The sequence below is a fragment of the Rhizobium arsenicireducens genome (assembly GCF_964021225.1).
Map to the genome: position 1 here is coordinate 761,834 of NZ_CAXHYK020000001.1, position 21,317 is coordinate 783,150.

Consider the following 21,317-nt stretch of genomic DNA (forward strand, 5'->3'; position numbering starts at 1 on the left):
ATCCTCACGAAAGGCTTTGTTCGTAATCCGTGTAGTCGAACTCACGGACCGTCCTGAGGCTGCCATCCAGTTCGCGGATGGCGATTGCCGGCATTTTCACGCCGTTAAACCAGTTCTTCTTGACCATCGTGTAGCCGGCGGCGTCCTGGAACGAGATCCGGTCGCCGACCTTCAATTCGTTTTCGAAATCGAACTCGCCGAAGATATCGCCGGCGAGGCAGGACTTGCCGCAGACCATGTAACGATGTGGTCCCTGGTTGGGATGAACCTTCGCGCTTTCACGATAGATCAGAAGATCCAGCATGTGCGCTTCGATGGACGAATCCACCACGACAAGGTTCTTGCCGTTGTAAAGGGTATCGAGAACGGTGGTCTCGAGTGTGGTCGATCGGGTGATCGAGGCTTCGCCGGGCTCGAGATAGACCTGGACTTCGTATTTGCCGGCAAAGCGTTTCAGCCGTTCGGCGAATTTCTCCAGCGGATAGTTGTCGCCGGTGAAGTGGATGCCGCCGCCGAGGCTGACCCATTCGGCTCGTCTCAGGAGCGAGCCGAACTTCTGCTCAATGTCGCCGAGCATGTGATCGAACAGGTCGAAGTCCTTGTTTTCGCAATTGTTGTGGATCATGAAGCCGGAGATCATGTCCATGACCCGCTCGACCTTGGCTGTGTCCCATTCGCCGAGCCGCGAGAAGGGGCGGGCGGGATCGGCGAGATCGAAGCCGGACGAGGATACGCCTGGGTTGAGGCGCAGGCCACGCACGATGCCGGATGCCTTGTCAGCGAAGCGTTCGAGCTGGCCGATCGAGTTGAAGATGATCTTGTCGGCGTGGGAGACGACCTCATCGATCTCGTAGTCGGCATAGGCGACCGAATAGGCGTGGGTCTCCTTGCCGAAGCGCTCATGGCCGAGGCGGACTTCATTCAGCGAGGACGAGGTCGTTCCGTCCATGTAGTCGCGCATGAAGTCGAAGACCGACCAGGTCGCGAAACATTTAAGCGCGAGAAGCGCCTTGGCGCCGGACAATTCGCGCAGCAAGGCGATCTTCTCCATGTTTTGGAGAAGCTTCGACTTGTCGATGAGGTAATAGGGCGTTTCCATAGAGAACGTTCCTTCCCGCAGGGACAATTCACGCGGGCTGATAGGCAAAAGGGGCGAGGAAGGCAAGCGGAAGCTCGCATTCCATTGGATTTCAGTGATTTCGTTCAGGTCAGCCGGCGGTTTCGACGGCAGTGACGGTCAACAAGTGCTGCCGCCCGTCATTGGCGATAAAATCGATAGAGCTGCCGACCGAAAGGCCGAGAAGCGCTGTACCGATCGGCGTCAGGATCGAAACCTTTCTCTCTGCAATGTTGGCCTCTGCCGGATAGACCAGCGTGATTCGCCGCGTGTTCCCATCCTCGGTCCGGTACTCGACATTGGTCCCCATTTGGACCGTGCCCGCAGGCGCGGCGCCGTCATTGGCGACCGATGCCCGTTCAAGTTCGCCGAGCAGTTCCTCGGCGAATTCGGGCCGCGTTTCGACCAGGCCATTGGCCATGCGAACGAGTTTGTCATAGTCGGACCTGCCGACAACGATCTCGGGTCTGTTCACGATAGTGTCTCCAAGAGTCTTGTCTGTCCGGCAGCCTCAATCGAAGTGGCGCCGTAAGGGGCGGGTCGGCGCAAAGAAGTGCGCGATTCCGCCGATGTCGATGGTTGAATGGATTGCACGCTCCCCGGTCTCGGGGTGTCCGAGCCGGGGCCGTTATTCCGCGATCGGGAACGGCCGGAATGTGGTGCGGTGCTTGAGCGTCATCATGCTTCATGAAATCGGGTCTTGCCGCATCAATGTCAAGGCCGATTTCCGAAGTGACTTATGCGCAGCAGCGGCATATGTCGCCAGGCCGTACTTCTGAGGCCCTCGAAAGCCTTGCGTTGCTGCTCGGATTTTGGTCTTGCTGGATGGTTGCGATTCCTGGATTTTGAGGCATCTTCGTGTTCAAAGATCTTTCCCCGCAGAGTTTCTTCATGGGCTGCCTGACCGCCTTTGTCGGGTTCGCCAGCTCGTTTGCCGTCGTTCTCCAGGGTCTCAAGGGCGTGGGGGCAAGTGACTACGAGGCGGCCTCCGGCCTTATGGCACTATCGGTATCGATGGGGCTCTGCGCGATCGTGCTGAGCGCCTGGACGAGATTGCCGGTGTCGATCGCCTGGTCAACACCAGGGGCGGCGCTGCTGGCGACCGCCGGTACGGTTGAGGGCGGTTTCGCCGCCGCTGTCGGCGCCTTCCTGGTCTGCGGCTTGCTGATCGTGATTGCCGGGCTGTTCCGGCCGCTTGGCCGGGCGGTCGCGGCGATCCCGGCACCGCTTGCCAATGCCATGCTGTCGGGTGTCATCCTCGGCTTGTGCTTCGCCCCGTTCAAGGCGATCGCCTTCGATTGGATGCTCGGCCTACCGATCCTCGTCGCATGGGCAGCAGTGCTTGCCTTCAAGCGGCTTTATGCTGTGCCGGCTGCGCTTCTCGCCTTCGTCATCGTGATGGTGTTTGGCGTCGACCTGCCGGAAGGGGCGATGGCGACCTGGGCGCAGTCGCTCGCGCTGCCGGTAGAACTGGTGATGCCGGTGTTCACGCTGCCGGCGCTGGTTTCGATCGCGCTGCCGCTGTTCATCGTTACCATGGCCTCGCAGAATATTCCCGGTATCGCCGTGCTGAAGGTCAACCATTACAACCCCAATCCGGGGCCGCTGTTTGCCGTCACGGGCTTTTTTTCGCTCCTTTCGGCGCCGTTCGGCGGACATGCGGTCAACCTGGCGGCAATCACCGCGGCCATGTGTGCCGGCGAGGACGCCCATCCCGATCCGAAAAAGCGCTACTGGGCGGCGATCATCGGCGGCGTCGGCTATATCATCCTCGGCCTTCTGGCAGGCGCGGTTACCGCCTTCGTCTCGCTGGCGCCGCCGATCCTGATTCAAGCGGTGGCGGGTTTGGCGCTGATCGGCGCATTCTCCGGCTCGGCGGTAGCCGCCTTCAAGGACGTCGAGACGCGCGAGGCGGCGGCCGTCACCTTTCTGATTACCGCGTCCGGAGTCTCCTTCGCCGGAATTTCCGGTGCCTTCTGGGGGCTGATCGCAGGCGCCTTGATGCTCGCGTTTCTGAAGGTTGCTGCCGCTCGGCGGTGAGCGAGGGGAACGGATCGTGTCCTTGCGCCCGATGGTTCCAGGAAAACTGAAGTCCCTCTCCGTTGCCGAATAACGGGCTTGCGCGATTTGCCATCGCGCGTTATTCCTCTTGCATCATGATCCAATTCGGCCCGACCATTTCTGCGACCCTGAAAGCTGACCGCGTTGCGGCCGGCTTCGTCGCGTCGGCGTCAAACTCGCTTCTTCTTTGCCTTATCCGCGGTTGCCGGGTCCTTTGAGGAGCGCCCGGCGGCCGGATAGCCGCATGGCTCAGCTCCTCGAAGCAAATCCCGTAGACTGACACTATTTGGCCGACTTGAGGCCAGCATTTGCCGTCGCAAAAGTGCAATTTATGCGCTAAGAGCCTGGCGGATGCGGAAGAGGAAGAGATGAACGACATGAACAGGAACTCCGGCGCCGGCGTTGTGGGAATGCCCGAAGCGGCAACCAAGTATCGCCCCTATCCGCAAATCGACATCAAGGACCGCACCTGGCCGTCGAAGACAATCACCAAGGCGCCGATCTGGTGTTCGGTGGACCTGCGCGACGGCAACCAGTCGCTGGTCAATCCGATGGGCCACGACCGCAAGGCGCGCATGTTCCAGTTGCTCATCGAAATGGGCTTCAAGGAAATCGAGATCGGCTTTCCGTCGGCCTCGCAGACCGACTTCGACTTTGCCCGCTGGTGTGTCGAGGAAGGCAATGTGCCCGACGACGTGTCGCTGCAGGTGCTGGTTCAGTGCCGCCCTGAACTGATCACGCGCACCTTCGAGGCGCTGGTAGGCGCCAATCGGCCGATCATCCATTTCTATAATTCGACCAGCGAACTGCAGCGCCGAGTGGTGTTCGCCAAGGATGTGCCCGGCATCAAGCAGATCGCCGTCGATGCAGCCAAGATGATCACCGACATGGCGGCGAAAGCCGGCGGCGGTTTCCGCTTCGAATATTCGCCGGAGAGTTTTACCGGTACGGAACTGGACGTGGCGCTGGAGATTTCCAATGCGGTCATCGACATCATCAAGCCGACGCCGGACAACAAGCTGATCCTGAACCTGCCATCGACCGTCGAAATGGCGACGCCGAACATCTATGCCGACCAGATCGAGTGGATGTGCCGCAACATCAACAATCGCGAAAACGTCATCGTCTCGCTCCATCCGCATAACGATCGCGGGACGGGGATCGCCGCCACCGAACTGGCCCTGATGGCCGGCGCCGATCGCGTCGAGGGCACGCTGTTCGGCAATGGCGAGCGTACCGGCAATGTCGACATCGTCACGCTGGCTTTGAACATGTTCACCCAAGGCGTCGATCCGAAACTGGACTGCTCTGATATCGAACGGATCAAGGCGGTCTACGAATATTCGAACCAGATGGCCATTCCGGAGCGCCACCCTTACGTTGGAGAGCTGGTCTACACCGCGTTTTCCGGCTCGCACCAGGATGCGATCAACAAGGGCATGAAGGCACGGCGCAAGGCCAATTCCCCGATCTGGGAAGTGCCGTACCTGCCGATCGACCCGCAGGACGTCGGGCGGACCTACGAGGCGATCATCCGTATCAACTCGCAGTCCGGCAAGGGCGGCATCGCCTATATCCTGCAGGAAGACTATGGCATCAATCTGCCGCGCAACCTGCAGGTGGAGTTCCGCGAGGACATCCAGCATATCACCGACGAAGAGGGCGTCGAACTGCCGTCGAAGCGGATCTATGAACGTTTCATAGAACGCTATGTCGAGCAGCCCGGCGGACGCCTGAAATATGTCGATCACCACACCTATGCCGATCCGGCCCAGAAAGGTCGCCGCGTCGTTGCCGCCGAAATCACTGATGGCGGCGAGACCAAGCGGATCGAGGGGCAGGGGACTGGCCCGATCGACGGTTTCATCAACGCGCTGTCGAACCATCTCGGCGTCGAGCTGACGGTTGCCGATTATTCGGAACATTCGTTGCAGCATGGGTCGAACGCATCGGCGATCGCTTATGTCGAGGTGGTGCATCCGGGTGGCAAGCTGTTTGGCGTAGGCATCAACACCAACATCGTCGCAGCTTCGCTCGAGGCGATCGTCTCTGCGGCGAACCGGCTGCTCGACGACCGCGCGGCAAAGGCCTGAGGCATGGCGCTGCACGCGATCGTTGCCGGAGACTTGAGGAAAAAACCGCCGCTGGTGCTGCTACACGGCTATGGTTGCGGGGCTTTCATCTGGAAAAAGGTCGTGGCGGGGCTCGACCCCGCCCAACCAGTGATCGCCTATGACATGCCGGGGCATGCCGGTTCGCTTCATGCCGAGGGTATCGGTGGAGCGGGCAAGATGGCCAAGGCCATTCGCAACGATCTCGATCTGCGCGGGGTCACGCATTTCCACGTCGCCGGGCACTCGCTCGGCGGCGCAACGGCCGCATTGCTGGCGCTCAGGGAGCAGAGACGCGTTCTGAGCGCCACGCTTCTGGCGCCGGGCGGCTTCGGCCCCGCCATTAATCACCGCCTGCTCTCCCACTACGCCCAGGCAGAGACCCATCTCGACTTGATCTGGGCGCTGGAAGGCATGTGCGGGTTCAACGCCGTGATCGATGACGACCTGGTTGACGACATGCTTGCGGTCCGGCATCTCCCGGGCGCGCAGGAAGCGCTTACGCGGATTTTCGAGGCGATTACCTTCACAGCGCCGAGCGGAGAACGTGTGCAAGGGGAACTGCCACTCGATGCGCTTGCCGCATTGGCAACGCCGATCCGGGTGGTCTGGGGCGGCGAGGATTGCATCCTGCCGTCATGGCAGGCGGATCGGCTGCCCGACAACATTGCGTTGACGCGGATCGCGACCGCTGGCCACATGCTGGTGGAAGAATATCCGGCGCGGATTGCCGAACTGCTGCGCGAAGCAACTGCCATCGACCGCAGCCATCTCGCCTGATCGTCAGTCCAGCAGGACCTGATGGTGTTCATGCCGCAGTTTGACCGCCGCATCGAACAGGCTGTAGCGGTCCCATTTCAACTGCCAGTCGCCCGCCTTGCCGCTAATGGAAAAGAGATTGTAGCCAGCGGGCGGCTTCGGTGCGCCGGGGCCTTGCGAGGCGGATGCGATGCCGATGACGGGCACGCGCTTCTCGCGACCCTCCAGCCAGTAGAGCGTATTGAGATGGGTATGGCCGTGCAGCACGAGCTCGGCGCCGCCTGCGGAAATTGCCGCGGCAAAACGGCGGATGCCGATCATCCGCTTGTGCGAGGCGGCCGCTCCGCGGATCGGCGGATGATGGATCATCACCACGCGAAACAGCCCTTCCTCGCCGGCGACCTTCAATAGCTCGGTTGTCTCGCGGGCCTGGCGGGCGCTGAAATAGCCGGTGGCCGAGAAGGGGGGCGTGGCGATTGAGGTGGAGCAGCCGATCAGCGCGACGGGTCCGCGCCGGCGGATATAGGGAAACAGCTTGTAGCCTTCCCGCCAGATCAGCGGGTCATCGTCGCCGCGCATGTAGTCGTACCAGGCGTGCACCGCCTTGTCGTGGGCGCCGGGCACATAGGCGTCGTGATTGCCGGGAACAACCGAAGTGTCGAGCGGCGCGCCGGCCTCGCGCAGCCACTGGGCGACGAGCCTGATTTCGATGCCCGAGGCGAGGTTGACCATGTCGCCGGTGATCGCCAGGTGATCGGGATCGTGCTGGCGCAGGTCCTCCAGCACCAGGTCGAGCGCGTTGGTGAAAAGATGCTTGCGCCGGTTGCGGTGCCAGTTCACATAGCCGGTAATGCGCTTGGAGGCCAATTCCCGGATGGTCAGGTTGGGCAGCGGCCCCAGGTGAACATCGGATATATGCGCGAGCTTGAACATGGCGCCACTCTTAAAGACGTGGCGTAACGGGAGCAAGAAGAATGAACCAGCAAAAGGGCCTGGAGGAGGGGACGGGGCTTCGTCGGCGCCTGCTGCTGAGAGTGCTGCACAGCTATTTCGCCCTGTCGCGCGGCATGACGCTCGGCGTGCGGGCCGCCTGCTTCAATCCGCAAGGCGAAATCTTCCTCGTCCGCCATTCCTATGTTCCCGGCTGGTACATGCCGGGCGGCGGCGTCGAGCGCAATGAAACGGTGCTCAAGGCGCTCGAGAAAGAGTTGCGGGAGGAGGGCAATCTTGAACTCACCGCCCCGCCGCAGCTCTTCCATGTCTATTTCAACCGGCGCATCAGCCCGCGCGACCATGTGCTACTCTATCGCGCCGAGGTGATCCAGACGGCGCCGCGGCTTGCTGATCGCGAGATTGTCGAGGCCGGCTTCTTCGATCCGCTCGACCTGCCGAAGGACGTGACCTCCGCCACCCTGCGGCGGCTGGCGGAACTGAGCGGCGAGGTCAGCCCCGCCGATATCTGGTGAACTCCTCCGTCTCCGACAGCGCGTCCCGCCCATGCGGACGGTCGAGGTCGAGGGTGGGCCCGACAGGCACGACGCCGGTCGGATTGATCGTCTTGTGGCTGCGGTAGTAGTGGTGCTTGATGTGGCGCATGTCGACGGTTTTGGCGACGCCCGGCGTCTGGTAAAGATCGCGGACATAGGCCGAAAGGTTCGGATAGTCGGCGATCCGGCGGATATTGCACTTGAAATGCCCGACATAGACCGGATCGAAGCGCACCAGCGTGGTGAACAGCCGCCAGTCGGCCTCGGTGAGGCGCTCGCCGAACAGGTAGCGGCGGGTGGCGAGGCGCTCCTCCAGTTCGTCCAGCATGGCAAAGAGGGGCACGACCGCGCTCTCATAGGCGTCCTGCGTGGTGGCGAAGCCGGCCTTGTAGACGCCGTTGTTGACCGCGTCATAGATCCGGTCGTTGATCGCGTCGATGTCGTCCCGCAGGTCGTCAGGACAGAAGTCGCTGTCAGACCCGGTCAACCCGTTGAAGGCGGTGTTGAACATGCGGATGATGTCGGCGGACTCGTTGGAGACGATCGTTCCGGTCTGCTTGTCCCAGAGCACCGGCACGGTGACGCGGCCGGAATAGTTGGGATCGGCCTTCAGGTAGACCTGGTAGAGAAAATCCGAGCCGAACAGGTGATCGACGGTCGCGCCGTCGCGGTCGTGAAATTCCCAGCCGTTCTCCACCATCAGCGGATCGACGACCGACAGCGAGATCAGGTCTTCCAGCCCTTTCAGCTTGCGGAAGATCAGGGTGCGGTGGGCCCAGGGACAGGCGAGCGACACATAGAGGTGGTAGCGCCCGGCCTCGGCCTTGAAGCCCTTGGTGCCGGTCGGGCCGGCCGAGCCGTCGGCGGTCACCCAGTTGCGGAACTGCGACTTGGAACGCTCGAAGCGGCCCGCGGTGGATTTCGTGTCATACCAGACGTCATGCCAGACGCCGTCAACGAGCATGCCCATCGGTGCTCTCCTGTCAGTTGTTCATGTCCTGCCCCCATAGATACGCCTCACGGCGCATATTGGGAGAGGCCAAGGGGTGAACACTGCGTTTTTCCATTGGACGGCCGGAAAATTTGCTGCTATCCGGGATTTCGCAAAAACGGATGACCCTTTTTCCATGACCGCACCACGGACCCTGCGACGACGCTGATGCTTCCCGAACGCCCATGCGGCGTCAACGCGAACCCATATCTCCGTCTGTCCTTACGGTCCGGTCATCCATGAAAAATCACGACCTTGTCTACCTCACCGAGGATGCGTCGCACGACGCGGTCATCGAACACATCAACGAAGAAGCGTTTGGCCCCGGCCGGCACACCCGCGCGGCGGCCCGCATCCGCGAGCAGGGGCCGCATGACCGGCACCTGTCCTTCATCTGCGCCGACGACGGCGAGACGATCGCCTCGGTGCGCATGACGCCGGTGATTGCCGGCACGGTCAAGGGCCATCTGCTCGGGCCGCTGGCCGTCCGGCCCTCGCACAAGAACATGGGGATCGGCCGGGAACTGGTGCGCATCGCCATCGAGGCGGCGCGCCGCGCCGGCTCCGAAGCCGTCATCCTGATCGGCGATCCGCCGTATTACATGCCGCTCGGCTTCGAAAAGGTGGCGTATAAGGCGCTGGATTTTCCAGGCCCGGTCGATCCGGCGCGGGTGCTGGTCGTGCCGCTCGGCGCCGACGTGCATGAGCGGCTGAACGGCCTGATCGCCTGGCGTCCAATGGACGACACGGCCGATGCCGCCGCCGAGGCGCTCAGAAGAGCTTCCTGAGCCAGCTGATCGCAAAGTCGCCGGTGAAATCGTCGAGCGTGCCGAAGACCGAATAGCCCTGCCGCTCATAGGCGCGGCGGGCGTCGGGATTGATCGTGTCGATATAGGCGCCCTTGCAGCCGCGCGCCTTCGCCTCGTCCTCCGCCCTTTGCAGCAACGCCCCGGCCAGCCCCTGGCCGCGCCGGTGCTCGGGCACGAACAGCATTTCCACATAGAGCCAGCCCCGCCCGGTATAGCCGACCAACCCGCCCTCGGTCTGTCCTTCGGCATTGGTCAACGGAATGAACAGATCGCGCCGGTCGGTCGGGCCGAGCAAGGCATTGTTGTGCGCCTTGATCCCGGCGAGGATGGTTTTTCGGGCGTCGTCGGGGACGGTGTCGGAGAGGGGGAGGGTGTCGGGCATGGGGGGAGGGTAGGGGGAAATGGGGCGGGTGTCGATGGGGGCGTGCTGTGCCAATCAGCCTGCAAAGGGGTCAGTAAAGAACTCATTTATTATCAAGTCCGCCACCCGCGTCGAATGTGCAAGAGGAGGCTTGTGTGTGTTTCTTTCGGTCCCTAATCTCTTCAAATGTGAATTTTGGGAAGCCCGATGCATATTAGCCGTTTGAAACTGAAGAATTGGCGGAACTTTAAGTCAGGCGAGATTCGCGACCTCCCTGATTCTGTTTACATTTTGGGCCCCAATGCTGCGGGCAAGTCAAATCTCTTGGATGCCGTGCGTTTCTTGAGAGATGTCTCGAAGCATCGTGGCGGTGGACTTCAGGACGCCATAGACCGTCGTGGTGGTGTCGGAAAGATCCGATGCTTGCATGCCCGAAACGATACGGAGATTCTAATTGAGGCTGACATTGTCGACGAAGGCGGCTCCCTAGCTTGGAGTTACGAGCTCGGCTTTAATATTCCTCCGAAAGGCAAGCGCGATCCTCAAGTCACGAGAGAAAGAGTGACTTCATTTGGGCCTGATGGAACGCCTACTGTTGTCATCGATAGACCCGGAAAGGAGGAACAGAGGGATGAACTGCTCCTTCGCGAAACTCATATCGAGCAGATTAGTGCAAACGCGAAATTTCGCGAGCTGGCAGATTTTTTCTCGGGTGCTACTTATGTCCACCTAGTACCTCAACTCCTTAAATTTGGTGACCAAATCGGCGGAAGGGTCATAGAGGATGACCCATTCGGGCAGGAATTCATGCTGCGAATTGCACGGACCTTGCCGCGCACGAGAGAAAGTCGACTGAAGCGTATCGAAACAGCATTGCGGACGATCGTACCGCATCTGGAAGACCTCAGGTTTCTTAAGGATGAGATCACAGGTCATCCACACTTGGAAATCAGGTTCAAACACCACCGTCCTCGAGGTGCGCGGCAGCGAGAAGATCAGTTCTCCGATGGAACGTTGAGAATAATGTCAATACTCTGGCTTTTACAGGAGCGCGGAAGCTCACCTTTGCTACTAGAGGAGCCAGAGTTGTCTCTCAACGAAGAGATTGTTGCACAGCTTCCGAGGATAATGGCTTCCGTAAAAGGAAAGTCACGCGGAGGCAGACAATTCATCATTACAACACACAGCCAAGCACTTCTGTCCAACTCTGGGATAGACCCGCGCGGAATTGTGATTATCACACCTTCAGACGATGGATCGAGTATGAGGGGTGTTTCGGCGGATGAGCAAGCAGCACTTGGCGCGGGGCTCTCTCCCGCTGAGGCGGTTTTGCCGAATGCTCGGAAGACCGGTCAACTCGATTTCTTACTATGACTATTTTCTATTGTATCGAAGACGAATTGAGCCGAGCGGTCGCGGAGAGACTTATCCAAGAATGTTGCCCAGTTGGCACTCGCATGCAAGAGCTTGGAAAAGTCTATGGCGGCTTTGGTTACATTAAGAATAGCTTGCAAAAATTTCATGCGCTGGCACAAAGATCGCCAGTGCTAATAATAACGGACCTAGATCGTGCAGTATGTGCACCTTCGCTCAGAAAGAGCTGGCTGCGTTCGGCAAACATTACTGAGCCGCTGCCTGAAAATATGCTGTTCTGCATTGCGCAGACAGAAATTGAATCTTGGTTATTGGCAGACACAAACGGCATCGCCGCGTTTCTAAATGTGAGCCCCGCAAAGCTGACAGCTAACATCGAGAAGTCCGTTTTAGATTCAAAGGAGTATCTTGTGCATTTGGCAAAAGGTTCTTCGAGCGCGGATATTCGAGATGCCATTGCACCGGCGTTGCGAAGCACGGCCGCAACCGGCCTCAAGTATAATTTGAAATTGGCTCAGTTTGTGTTTAGCGAATGGAACGTTTGGGCAGCCGCCGAAAATAGCTTAAGCCTTCGCCGCGCAATTACGAAGATTTCTTCTTTGAAATACTAAACAACAGTCCGAGACGCTGGCAGCGCGGAGGCTGACCAAAATTCATGCGGCTGTTTGTAATTCTCTCGTGCGCCAGATTCCCCCCCCTTACCTTCCCTCACGCCACCACGTCGCCGACATCGCCAGCAGCAGCACGGCGAGCCCCGCGAATCCGGCAAACAGCGGCAGCGTGTTCACACCCTTCAGCACCGTTTCGTCGGTCAACCGCACCAGCAGGCGGCGGTCGTCGGCGATGCGGACGTCGCCGCGGACGGGGAGGATGTCGGGGAGGCGCAGGCCCCCCTTGCCGTCGTCGAGGCGGGCGATCCTGCCGCGGGTCTCTGTGGCGATCGGTTTCAGCGTGTCGAGCGTCGAGACCATGGCCTTGAACTCGGGCGCGTCGACGGCACCGACATGGACGAGGGTGGAGAATTCGCCGTTGGCGATGGTGAAGAGGCCGGTTTCGTCCATGCGCTTCTCGCCGCGATAGAGGCCGGGGGCGGTTTCGCTGAGCGCCAGCGTCTCGGTCTTGCCCGACGGCGTGCGGATGGTGGCCGCACCCGGGTCGCCGGCGATGGTCTGGCGGGTCACTTCCAGCGTGCGGCCGCTAGCGCGGGCCTTCAATGCCTCTTCCTCGAGCCTCCGGTTCCTTCATCAGCCAGTGGGCGATGCGGCGATAGAGCGAGACATGCGGGCCGCCGCCTTCGAAGCCGCGGGCCCAGAGCCAGCCCTGGTCGGAGAGCAGCATGGCGACGCGGCCTTCCTCGGCGCGGTCGAGCACCAGAAGCGGGCGGCCGTCGGCGGCGGTCATCACGCTTTCACCGCGCGGGGGATCGACGTCGACACTGCGGAACCAGCGACCCCATTGCGGTGGTTCGGCAGTCGCGCCGTCTAGGCCGCGGGTGACCGGGTGGCGCTTGCCCTGCTCGGAGAGCCGTGGATAGAAGGCCGCCTCATGGACATTTCCGGTCGGTTCGGCGGGCAGGACCGAGGCAAGCGGAGTCACCGCGATCGAATCCTCGCTTGCATGTTCCGGGCCTGCGGCGATCAGCAGTGCGCCGCCCTTCCTCACATATTCGGCGATGTAGTCGTAATAGAGGATCGGCAGCACGCCGCGGTGCTGGTAGCGGTCGAAGATGATCAGGTCGAAATCATTGATCTTCTCGACGAAGAGTTCGCGCGTTGGGAATGCGATCAGCGACAGTTCGTTGATCGGCGTGCCGTCCTGCTTTTCCGGCGGGCGCAGAATGGTGAAATGTACCAGGTCGACGGCGGCGTCGGATTTCAAGAGGTTGCGCCAGGCGCGCTCGCCGGCGTGGGGCTCGCCGGAGACGAGCAGCACGCGCAGGTTTTCGCGAATGCCCTCGATCAGGTGGATCGCCTTGTTGTTGACCTCGGTGACTTCGCCGGGCGTGGCGGCGACGGTGAATTCCAGCACATTGTTGCCGCCGCGCGGTACCTTGAAGCCGAAGGGCGTCTCGACCCCGGGCGTCGCATTGAGCGTGGCGATCTCCTCGCCGTTCATGCGCACGGTGACTGTGGCGGGCGTATCGGTGCGGCGGCCGTCGTCGAAGACGCGTAAGCTCAGTTCCTGGTCCTCGTCGACGATGCCGAAGCGCGGCGCGCGTAGCACCTCGATGCGGCGATCGAACTCGTCGGCCTTGCCGGTGACGAGGCCGTGAACGGGGGCGGAAAAGCCGAGCGCCTGTCCGGCGGCCGGAATGTCGTGCACCTGGCCGTCGGTGATGAAGACGGCGGCGCCGATGCGGGCCGGCGGCACATCGGAGATGGCCGAGGCCAGCGCCTCGAACAGGCGGGTCGAAGGCGCGTCGGAGGTGGCGGGGTCGCGCACCTCGACGATCCTCGGCTCGATGCGGGCAAAGCGCGACAGCCGGTCCTTGAGGCCTTCGAGCGCCGCATCGGTCATGGCGGTGCGTTCCGGCGTTTCCTGGCTCTGGCTGCGGTCGACGATGACCGGCACGACGGTGGAGAGCGCCTCGCGGTCCTCCTGCATCAGAAGCGGATTGGCGAGTGCCGCGAGGACTGCGGCGGAGGCGAGTAGGCGGATGCCGGTGCCGCGCACGCCGCGGGCAAAACCCGCCGTGGCGAGGATGAGGGCCAGCACGGCGAGCGCCAGAAGGATGAACCAGGGAATGAAGGGAGCGAACTGGAGTGTCATGTCACTGGCCCAGCCGTTCGAGGAGGGCGGGTACATGCACCTGGTCGGCCTTGTAGTTGCCGGTCAGCATGTACATCATGATGTTGACGCCGGAGCGGAAGGACATTTCGCGCTGCATCTCGTCCGGCGGCACGGTCGGCAGGACCGAGGCACCATTGGCGTCGATCGCCCAGGCGCCGAGCAGGTCGTTGCCGGTAATGAGGATCGGCGAGACGCCGTCGCCGGTGGAGGCGACGCCGCTGTTGGAAGTCCTGGCCTCCTGGCGGGCCTCGACCCAGAGTGGGCTGCCGGTGTAGCGGCCGGGGAAATTGGTCAGCAGATAGAAGGATCGCGTCAGCACGTGATCGGAGGGCACCGGCTCCAGCGGCGGAATGTCGATATTGGCAAGGATCGCCTGCAGCCGCTCGCCATTGGCGCTCGGGCCGCTGTCGTCGCCAAGGGTGGAGAACTGGTCGCGCGTGTCGAACAGCACGGTGCCGCCGGCGCGCATATAGGCGTCGATCCGGCTGATCGCGGCGGAAGACGGCATGGGGGCGGTCGCCGAGACCGGCCAGAAGATGATCGGATAAAAGGACAGCTCGTCTCTGGCGATGTCGAGGCCGACGGGCGGGGCCGGCTCCAGCGTCGTGCGGTAGGTGAGGAAATCAGTGAGGCCGCGCAGGCCGTCTTCCGACAGCCGGTCGACCTCGGTTTCGCCGGTGACGACATAGGCGAGATGGGTGTTGTCGAGGCGCTCGAGGATCACCGCGTCGCCGGGCTTGGCGTCGTCGGCGGATGCGCGGTCGCCCGGCGCGAAGAGCAGGACTGAAGCCAGCGCCAGAACGGAGGCCGCGGCCGCGCGGCGCGGCAGGCGGGACAACGCGCCGCCCATGAACAGAACGACCAGGCTGTCGATGACCAGAAGGGCAAAGGCCAGCGTCAGCAGGATCGGTTTCAGCGGCATGGCGGCGGTGCCGGCCAGCGGTTCGCGCGCCACGGCAAGGGCGGCTCCGACCTTGAGCGCCTTCAGCTCGGCACCGGCGGGCAGGAGGTTCAATGCGGCAAAGCCGTCCTCGGTGCCGTAAAGGCCGGGTGGGTTGTCGAAGGTCGCCGACGTCGGGCGCGCCTCGCCGATGTCGAGTGGGCGGGCATTGCCGGTTTCTGCGGTCAGCGCGCCGCGTTCGGTGAGCAGGCGGAAGGGGGCAAGCGTAGCCCTGGCTGCCGGATCGGCATTGGCCGCAGCCGTGCCGGCGCGTGATAGTTGCACCACCCGGCGCAGCATTTCGACGAATTCGCCGGAGATCGGCAGGTCCGACCAGGTGGCCTCGGCGCTGACATGGAAGAGCACGGTGCGGCCGGCGCCGGTTTCCCGCACCGTGACGAGCGGCGTGCCGTCGGCAAGGCTCGCCCAGGTGCGTTCGGCCAGATCCGGCGTCGGTTCGGCCAGCACCTGGCGCTTGATCAGCACGCCGTCCGGCCTTGGCATGCCGGCAAAGGGGCCGAATTTCGGAAAATCGGCGAGCGGCTGGGGCTCGGCCCAGGACAGGGCGCCGCCAAGCTCGCGTTCGCCCTGGCGCAGGATGACCGGGACCAGCGGATCGCCGACAGGTGCTGCGGCGAGGCGAGGACCGGCAAAACGGATCAGCGTGCCGCCCTCTGCGATCCACGCCTTGAGCGGTTCGTAGACCGACTCCGGCAGGCGGCCGATGTCGGCCAGCACGATGGCCGAGGGCTTCTGCGCCAGGATCTCCGGCACCGAGACGGCGAGATCGGCGACGCCGGGCTTGATCAGGTCGGCATAGGGCGCCAGCGCCCGCTCGATATAGTAGAGCGGCGACAAGAGTGGCTGGAAATCGTCGCCGGCATCGCCGGAGATGAGGGCTACACGGCGGCGGCGGAAACCGTCGTCGAGCAGATGCGTCGCCCCGGCCGTGGCAAGGCCGGCGATCGACAGGCGGGCAAAATCGTTGCGCAGTTCGAACGGGGCGGCGATCTGGCCGCTGGTCACGGTTGCGCCGGCGGCGAAGTCGACATTGCCTGAGGCGATGACGCGGCCCTGGCGGTCCTGGGCGTCGACGATCAGGCTCCGGGCCGCGCTGCCGTCGAGGCGCGACAGGGTGACGGTCAGCGCGTCGGCGCCGTTGGATGCGCTGGTGATGGCGGTCGCGGCGGCGTTGTCGCCCTCGATCAGGCGGAGCTGTGCCGGCGAAAGTGCCGCCAGGTCGGCCATCAGGTCTTCCTTGTCGTCGGCGGCGATGCCGTCGGACAGGACGGAGAGCGTGCCGGGGGGCGTGCCGTCAAGGACGGCGCGAAGGGCGTCAAGCGCGCGGGCGCGGTCCGGGCGCAGGGGCTTCGGGCTTGCGGCGCGCAGTTTCTCCAGTGCGGCTGCGGCGCCGGCCGGCACGGCGTCGTGGCTGGCATCGGCGGTAAACGCAACCGACACCGGCAGGTCGCGGTCGCTCGCATCGCCGATCAGGGCCTCGGCGGTGGCGACGCGGCGTTCCCAGTCGGCGACGGTCGCCCAGCCATTGTCGACGACGAGCACAAGCGGGCCGGCGGTCGAGAGCGAGGCGTTGCGCGGATTGAGCACCGGGTCTGCCAGCGCGAAGATCACCAGCGCCGCCAGCATCATGCGCAGCAGCGTCAACCACCACGGGCTCTTCGATGGAGTCTCGTCGCGCTTCAAGACACCGGCGAGGATGCGCAGGGGCGGGAAGACTTCGGTCTTCGGGCGCGGCGGGGTCAGCTTCAGCAGCCACCAGATTAGCGGCAGGGCGGCCAGCGCGATCAGCACGGCGGGGGTGGCGAAGGCGAACGGCAGGGCGTTCATGGCGCGGCGCTCCGGCTGGTGAGCGGCGGCGTGCCGGAGAGATACATATGAACCGCGACCAGCGCCTCGGAGGCGAGCCGGTCGGTCGAATGGTGGACGAAGCTCCAGCCGAGACGGCGCAGCTGTTCGCCGAGATTTTCGCGTCGGGCGAGATAGGCGCGGCGATAGTCGTCGCGCAGGCCCTCGGCGCGGCCGGAGACGAGCTTATCTCCGGTCTCGGGATCGGTGAATTCGGTGCGGCCGGTATAGGGGAAGCTTTCCTCGGCCGGATCGGCGATCTCGACCACATGGCCACGCAGGCCGCGGCGGGCAAGCGGCGCGATCTTTTCCATGATCGCGTCGGCGTCGTCGAGGAAGTCGCCGATCAGCACGATGTCGCTCGCGCCGCGGATCATCGCCGTATCCGGCAGTCCGCCCGACAGCGGGGTGTGGATGATCGCGGTCGCCAGTCGTTCGGCGGCGTTGCGGGCCGAAACCGGCTCCATGACGCCGGGGCAGCCGATGCGCTCGCCCGAGCGGGCGAGGATTTCGGCGAGCGCCAACATCAGTACCATTGCCCGACTTTCCTTGGAGACGGGCGCCAGCGTCGACTTGTACATCATCGACGGCGAGAGGTCGGCCCAGAGCCAGACGGTGTGGGCGGCCTCCCATTCGCGGTCGCGGATATAGGTGTGGTCGTCGCGGGCCGACCGGCGCCAGTCGATGCGGGCAAAACTCTCGCCTTCGGCGTAAGGGCGGAATTGCCAGAAGTTCTCGCCGATGCCGCGCTTGCGCCGTCCATGCCAGCCGGCAATGACCGTATTGGCGATGCGGTGGGCCTCGACCATGCAATCGGGCACGAGGCTGGCACGCTGGCGGGCGCGGGTCAGCGCGTCCCCTGCGGGGGTCTGCTCGACGATCTGGCCGATGGTTGCCACGGGTGCGCTGCCCTTTCCGGTTCTAACCGCGTGCCTGCTTGACGAGATTGGCGATCACGTCGCGCACCGACATGCCCTCGGCACGGGCGGCGAAGGTGAGCGCCATTCGGTGTTCGAGAACGGGCTCGGCCAGTGCATGGACGTCGTCCAGCGAGGGCGCGAGGCGGCCTTCGTAAAGCGCGCGGGCGCGGGCGCAGAGCATCAGCGCCTGTCCGGCGCGCGGGCCGGGACCCCAGGCCACCGCCTTGTCGGTTTCCGCATTGCCATGGCCGGGGCGGGCGGAGCGGACGAGGGACAGAATGCCGTCGACGACGCTGTCGGAGACCGGCATCTGCCGGATCAGCTTCTGGATCTCGATCAGACGGGCGGCGGTCAGGACGCCGGCCGCCTTCTGGTCGCTGATGCCGGTGGTCTCCAGCAGGATCTGCCGTTCTGCGGCCAGTTCGGGATAACCGACGTCAACCTGTAGCAGGAAGCGGTCGAGCTGCGCTTCGGGCAGCGGATAGGTGCCTTCCTGCTCCAACGGATTCTGGGTGGCGAGCACGTGGAAGGGTGCCGGCAGATCGTAGGGCCGGCCGGCGATCGTCACCTGATATTCCTGCATCGACTGTAGCAGCGCCGACTGGGTGCGCGGGCTGGCGCGGTTGATCTCGTCGGCCATCAGCAGCTGGGCGAAGACCGGGCCCTTGATGAAGCGGAAGGAGCGCCTGCCGTTCTCGTCCTGGTCCATGACCTCGGTGCCGAGAATGTCGGAGGGCATGAGGTCGGGGGTGAACTGGATGCGGCTCGCGTCGAGGCCGAGCACGGTGCCGAGCGTGTTGACAAGCTTGGTCTTGGCAAGGCCCGGCACGCCGACAAGCAGCGCATGGCCGCCAGAGAGAATGGCGAGCAGGGTGTTCTCGACCACCTTTTCCTGGCCGAAGATAACCTTGGAAACGGCCAGACGCACGGCGGCGATATCGGCCAGCGCCTTTTCGGCGGCCGCGATGATGGCCTTTTCGTCGAGGGCGGCATCCGGGGGTGGCATCAGGCCCATGGTCTTCTCCATCTGGTTTTGCCGGCGTGGCCGAATCGGGTCGGTCTTCCCGACAGCGGCACATGAAACTAACTTATTCCCCAACGGGCGGCTGACAAGCGCGTTTCGAATGACTATCTCGTGACATAACACTGATTAGGCACCAACCGGGACGCAAAGATGGCAGGCGACACGCTGAAGGCGACGACGGATGCGGCGGGACTGGCGGCGATGATTTCGCGCGCGGCCGCGCAGACGGCCGGCGGCAAGCCGAGCCTGCCGCCCGTGGAGCGCTGGGAACCGCCGTTCTGCGGCGATATCGAGATGGAGATCCGCGCAGACGGGACGTGGTTTTACATGGGCACGCCGATCGGCCGCGCGCCGCTGGTGCGGCTGTTTTCGACGGTGTTGCGCAAGGACGAGGACGGCAAGACCTATCTCGTCACGCCTGTGGAGAAAGTCGGCATCCGGGTCGAGGACGCCCCCTTTCTCGCCGTCGAGATGAGCGAGAGCGAGCGCGACGGGAACAAGCTGCTGACCTTCCGCACCAATGTCGGAGACGTGGTCGAGGCCGGGCCGGACCATGCGCTGCGCTTCGTCGTGCATGGCGAAAACCACGAGCTGAAGCCCTACCTGCATGTGCGCGGCCGGCTGGAGGCGCTGGTGTCGCGCGCCGTCATGTATGACCTGGTGGAACAGGGCGAGACGGTCGAGATCGACGGGGTCGAGATGTTCGCGGTCCGCTCCGGCGGGGCGATCTTTCCGGTGATGCCGGCGGCAGAACTCGACCGGCTGTCGAAATGAGTTTCGACATCTATTCCGCTGCCGACTTCCGCCGTAGGGCGCTCAACCAGATCGGCGCGCCGCTGGAACATGCCTGGCGTGACCATGGCGATCATGTGCTTAATCCACAGTCCTTACTCGAAGTTGAAGGGCTGAAACTCAAGGATGCCGCCGTTCTGGTGCCGGTGGTCGACGATCCGGACGGGGCGAAGGTAATCCTCACCCAGCGCACAGCGACGCTGCGCAAGCATTCCGGCCAGATCGCCTTTCCCGGCGGCGGCATCGATGAGGGCGACCTGTCGCCGGAGGTGGCGGCGCTGCGCGAGGCGGAGGAGGAGATCGGGCTCGATCCGTCCTTCGTCGAGACGGTCGGGCGGTTGCCGCAATATCTTTCCGGCACGGGCTTCCGCATCATTCCGGTTCTTTCGGTGGTCAAGCGCGGCTTCGTCATTGAGCCCAATCCCGACGAAGTCGATGCGGTGTTCGAAGTGCCGCTGTCTTTCCTGATGAACCCGGACAATCACCAGCGCGACAGCGGGGTCTGGCAGGGGATCGTTCGGCATTTCTACGTGATGCCCTATGGCGAGCGCCATATCTGGGGCATTACCGCCGGTATCATCCGGACGCTCTACGAAAGGCTCTATGTATGACCAACCTGTCGAACGAGACCTGGTTTGCCGATCCCGCTCTCCAGCGGCTGTTTGCGCTGCTCAACGCCGATGGCGGCGAGGCGAGAGTGGCCGGCGGCGCGGTGCGCAACAGCCTGATGGGTCTTCCTGTCGCCGACATCGATCTTGCCACGACGCTTCCGCCCGAGACGGTGATAGAGCGGGCCAAGGCCGCTGGGATCAAGGCAGTGCCGACCGGGATCGACCACGGTACGGTCACGCTGGTACTCGACGGCAAGGGCTTCGAGGTGACGACGCTTCGCCGTGACGTCGAGACCGACGGGCGGCGCGCCAAGGTGGCTTTCGGCGAGGATTGGCAGGAGGACGCCGAGCGGCGCGACCTGACGATCAATGCGCTCTATGTCGGCGCCGATGGCGAGGTGATCGATCTCGTCGGCGGCTTGCCCGATATCGAGACGAAGACGGTCCGTTTTATCGGCGACGCCGACACGCGCATCGCCGAGGACTATCTGCGTATCCTGCGTTTCTTCCGCTTCTTCGCCCATTACGGCGGCGGGCGGCCGGATGCGGCAGGGCTCAGGGCGTGTGCACGGGCCAAGGACAAGCTCTCCACCCTCTCGGCTGAGCGGGTCTGGGCAGAGACGAAGAAGCTGCTTGCCGCGCGCGATCCCGGTCGGGCGCTGTTGTGGATGCGCCAGTCGGGCGTTCTCGGTGCAATCCTTCCGGAAACGGAAAAATGGGGGATCGATGCGATCCCGGTGCTCATAGTGGCCGAACAGGCGCTTGGCTGGACGCCTGAACCCATGCTGAGGCTAGCCGCCATCGTGCCGAAGGATGCTGAGCGGCTGGCGGCGCTTGCGCAGCGCTTGCGCCTGTCGAACGCCGAGGCCGCTTTTCTCGATCGCTTTGCCAGGGCGCCAAAGCCGAACGGCGATATCACCGATGCGGCCTTCGACCGGGATCTCTATCGCCTGGGGAAGGAAGGCGTGATTGCATCTCTCAAGATCGATCTCGCGATGGCCCGCGCCAATGTCGGGGCCGATCCCAAGGCGATGACGAAGGCCGGGCGGCTGTCGGTGCTGTTGAAGAGGGCGGAAATGTTCGTGCGACCGGTGTTTCCTTTGAGTGGCGCAGATGTGCTTGCGGCCGGCGTGGCGCCAGGACCCAAGGTCGGCGAGACGCTGAAACAGCTGGAAGAGGTGTGGGTCGGTTCAAACTTTTCGTTCGACCGGGCGAAGATGCTCGCCCGGCTCGGTGATCTCTTCAAGAACTGATTCAAGTTGCTGCGAAAGAGATTCGCATTGTACCGCCATGCAATTGACGCG

The 21,317-nt window shown here is 63.3% G+C and carries 18 protein-coding genes and 1 pseudogene; 10 read left to right on the forward strand and 9 right to left on the reverse strand.

The window, feature by feature from the left end:
* Positions 1–4 precede the first annotated feature (4 nt).
* Entirely contained in the window at positions 5–1,099 is a 1,095-nt protein-coding gene (locus ACWPVA_RS03580) for a carboxynorspermidine decarboxylase (protein ID WP_454286364.1), read from the reverse strand.
* A gap of 109 nt (positions 1,100–1,208) precedes the next feature.
* The gene (rnk, locus tag ACWPVA_RS03585; RefSeq protein WP_454286365.1) at positions 1,209–1,592 is read right to left on the reverse strand and encodes a nucleoside diphosphate kinase regulator; all 384 of its coding nucleotides are present in this window, start codon (positions 1,590–1,592) and stop codon (positions 1,209–1,211) included.
* 383 nt (positions 1,593–1,975) lie between these two features.
* Between rnk and ACWPVA_RS03590 the strand changes: the two genes are divergently transcribed.
* The 3 genes from ACWPVA_RS03590 to ACWPVA_RS03600 all read left to right on the forward strand — a co-directional run bounded on the left by ACWPVA_RS03590 (position 1,976) and on the right by ACWPVA_RS03600 (position 6,069).
* Positions 1,976–3,157 (forward strand): benzoate/H(+) symporter BenE family transporter, encoded by a 1,182-nt coding sequence (locus ACWPVA_RS03590; protein WP_454286366.1) that lies wholly within the window; start codon positions 1,976–1,978, stop codon positions 3,155–3,157.
* 389 nt (positions 3,158–3,546) lie between these two features.
* Positions 3,547–5,271: a 2-isopropylmalate synthase gene (gene leuA / locus ACWPVA_RS03595; RefSeq protein ID WP_454286367.1), complete on the forward strand. Its 1,725-nt coding sequence runs from the start codon at positions 3,547–3,549 to the stop codon at positions 5,269–5,271.
* A 3-nt stretch (positions 5,272–5,274) separates the two neighbouring features.
* Entirely contained in the window at positions 5,275–6,069 is a 795-nt protein-coding gene (locus ACWPVA_RS03600) for an alpha/beta fold hydrolase (protein WP_454286368.1), read from the forward strand.
* Positions 6,070–6,072: 3 nt separating this feature from the next.
* Here ACWPVA_RS03600 and ACWPVA_RS03605 read toward each other — a convergent pair whose 3' ends face one another.
* Positions 6,073–6,981, reverse strand: coding sequence for a metallophosphoesterase family protein (locus ACWPVA_RS03605; RefSeq protein ID WP_454286369.1), 909 nt, complete (start codon positions 6,979–6,981; stop codon positions 6,073–6,075).
* A gap of 41 nt (positions 6,982–7,022) precedes the next feature.
* Between ACWPVA_RS03605 and ACWPVA_RS03610 the strand changes: the two genes are divergently transcribed.
* On the forward strand, positions 7,023–7,514 hold the full coding sequence (locus ACWPVA_RS03610; protein ID WP_454286370.1) for an NUDIX domain-containing protein: 492 nt from the start codon (positions 7,023–7,025) through the stop codon (positions 7,512–7,514).
* Here ACWPVA_RS03610 and ACWPVA_RS03615 read toward each other — a convergent pair.
* Complete coding sequence (locus ACWPVA_RS03615; protein ID WP_454286371.1) at positions 7,492–8,505, reverse strand: glutathione S-transferase family protein; 1,014 nt, start codon at positions 8,503–8,505, stop codon at positions 7,492–7,494. The two genes, ACWPVA_RS03610 and ACWPVA_RS03615, sit on opposite strands and share 23 nt — an antisense overlap.
* A 260-nt stretch (positions 8,506–8,765) precedes the next feature.
* On the opposite strand from ACWPVA_RS03615, the gene ACWPVA_RS03620 reads away from it, so the two are divergent.
* On the forward strand, positions 8,766–9,314 hold the full coding sequence (locus tag ACWPVA_RS03620; protein WP_454286372.1) for a GNAT family N-acetyltransferase: 549 nt from the start codon (positions 8,766–8,768) through the stop codon (positions 9,312–9,314).
* Here the strand turns inward: ACWPVA_RS03620 and ACWPVA_RS03625 are convergent.
* Positions 9,298–9,717 carry a GNAT family N-acetyltransferase gene (locus tag ACWPVA_RS03625; RefSeq protein ID WP_454286373.1) on the reverse strand — a complete coding sequence of 140 codons (420 nt, stop codon included), beginning with the start codon at positions 9,715–9,717 and terminating at the stop codon, positions 9,298–9,300. The two genes, ACWPVA_RS03620 and ACWPVA_RS03625, sit on opposite strands and share 17 nt — an antisense overlap.
* 186 nt (positions 9,718–9,903) lie before the next feature.
* Between ACWPVA_RS03625 and ACWPVA_RS03630 the strand changes: the two genes are divergently transcribed.
* Both ACWPVA_RS03630 and ACWPVA_RS03635 read left to right on the forward strand, forming a co-directional pair.
* Entirely contained in the window at positions 9,904–11,070 is a 1,167-nt protein-coding gene (locus tag ACWPVA_RS03630; protein ID WP_454286374.1) for an AAA family ATPase, read from the forward strand.
* 83 nt (positions 11,071–11,153) lie between these two features.
* Complete coding sequence (locus ACWPVA_RS03635) at positions 11,154–11,681, forward strand: hypothetical protein (protein ID WP_454286375.1); 528 nt, start codon at positions 11,154–11,156, stop codon at positions 11,679–11,681.
* Positions 11,682–11,768: 87 nt separating this feature from the next.
* Here the strand turns inward: ACWPVA_RS03635 and ACWPVA_RS03640 are convergent.
* The 4 genes and pseudogenes from ACWPVA_RS03640 to ACWPVA_RS03655 form a co-directional block, all read right to left on the reverse strand.
* Positions 11,769–13,839 (reverse strand): annotated as a pseudogene (locus tag ACWPVA_RS03640) (hypothetical protein).
* A 1-nt stretch (position 13,840) separates the two neighbouring features.
* Complete coding sequence (locus ACWPVA_RS03645) at positions 13,841–16,648, reverse strand: DUF4159 domain-containing protein (RefSeq protein ID WP_454286376.1); 2,808 nt, start codon at positions 16,646–16,648, stop codon at positions 13,841–13,843.
* A complete protein-coding gene (locus ACWPVA_RS03650; RefSeq protein ID WP_454286377.1) occupies positions 16,645–17,565 on the reverse strand; it encodes a DUF58 domain-containing protein in 921 nt (306 codons plus the stop codon). The genes ACWPVA_RS03645 and ACWPVA_RS03650 overlap by 4 nt, the downstream gene beginning before the upstream one ends.
* A 22-nt stretch (positions 17,566–17,587) precedes the next feature.
* The gene (locus ACWPVA_RS03655; RefSeq protein ID WP_454289520.1) at positions 17,588–18,601 is read right to left on the reverse strand and encodes an AAA family ATPase; all 1,014 of its coding nucleotides are present in this window, start codon (positions 18,599–18,601) and stop codon (positions 17,588–17,590) included.
* Between the two features lie 159 nt (positions 18,602–18,760).
* Between ACWPVA_RS03655 and ACWPVA_RS03660 the strand changes: the two genes are divergently transcribed.
* Genes ACWPVA_RS03660 through ACWPVA_RS03670 form a run of 3 tightly spaced genes read left to right on the forward strand, consistent with a single transcriptional unit; the run spans position 18,761 to position 21,266 of the window.
* Positions 18,761–19,384, forward strand: coding sequence for a DUF1285 domain-containing protein (locus tag ACWPVA_RS03660; RefSeq protein WP_454286378.1), 624 nt, complete (start codon positions 18,761–18,763; stop codon positions 19,382–19,384).
* Positions 19,381–20,013 (forward strand): CoA pyrophosphatase, encoded by a 633-nt coding sequence (locus ACWPVA_RS03665; RefSeq protein WP_454286379.1) that lies wholly within the window; start codon positions 19,381–19,383, stop codon positions 20,011–20,013. The genes ACWPVA_RS03660 and ACWPVA_RS03665 overlap by 4 nt, the downstream gene beginning before the upstream one ends.
* On the forward strand, positions 20,010–21,266 hold the full coding sequence (locus ACWPVA_RS03670) for a CCA tRNA nucleotidyltransferase (protein ID WP_454286380.1): 1,257 nt from the start codon (positions 20,010–20,012) through the stop codon (positions 21,264–21,266). Before ACWPVA_RS03665 ends, ACWPVA_RS03670 begins: the two co-directional genes overlap by 4 nt.
* Positions 21,267–21,317: the final 51 nt, after the last annotated feature.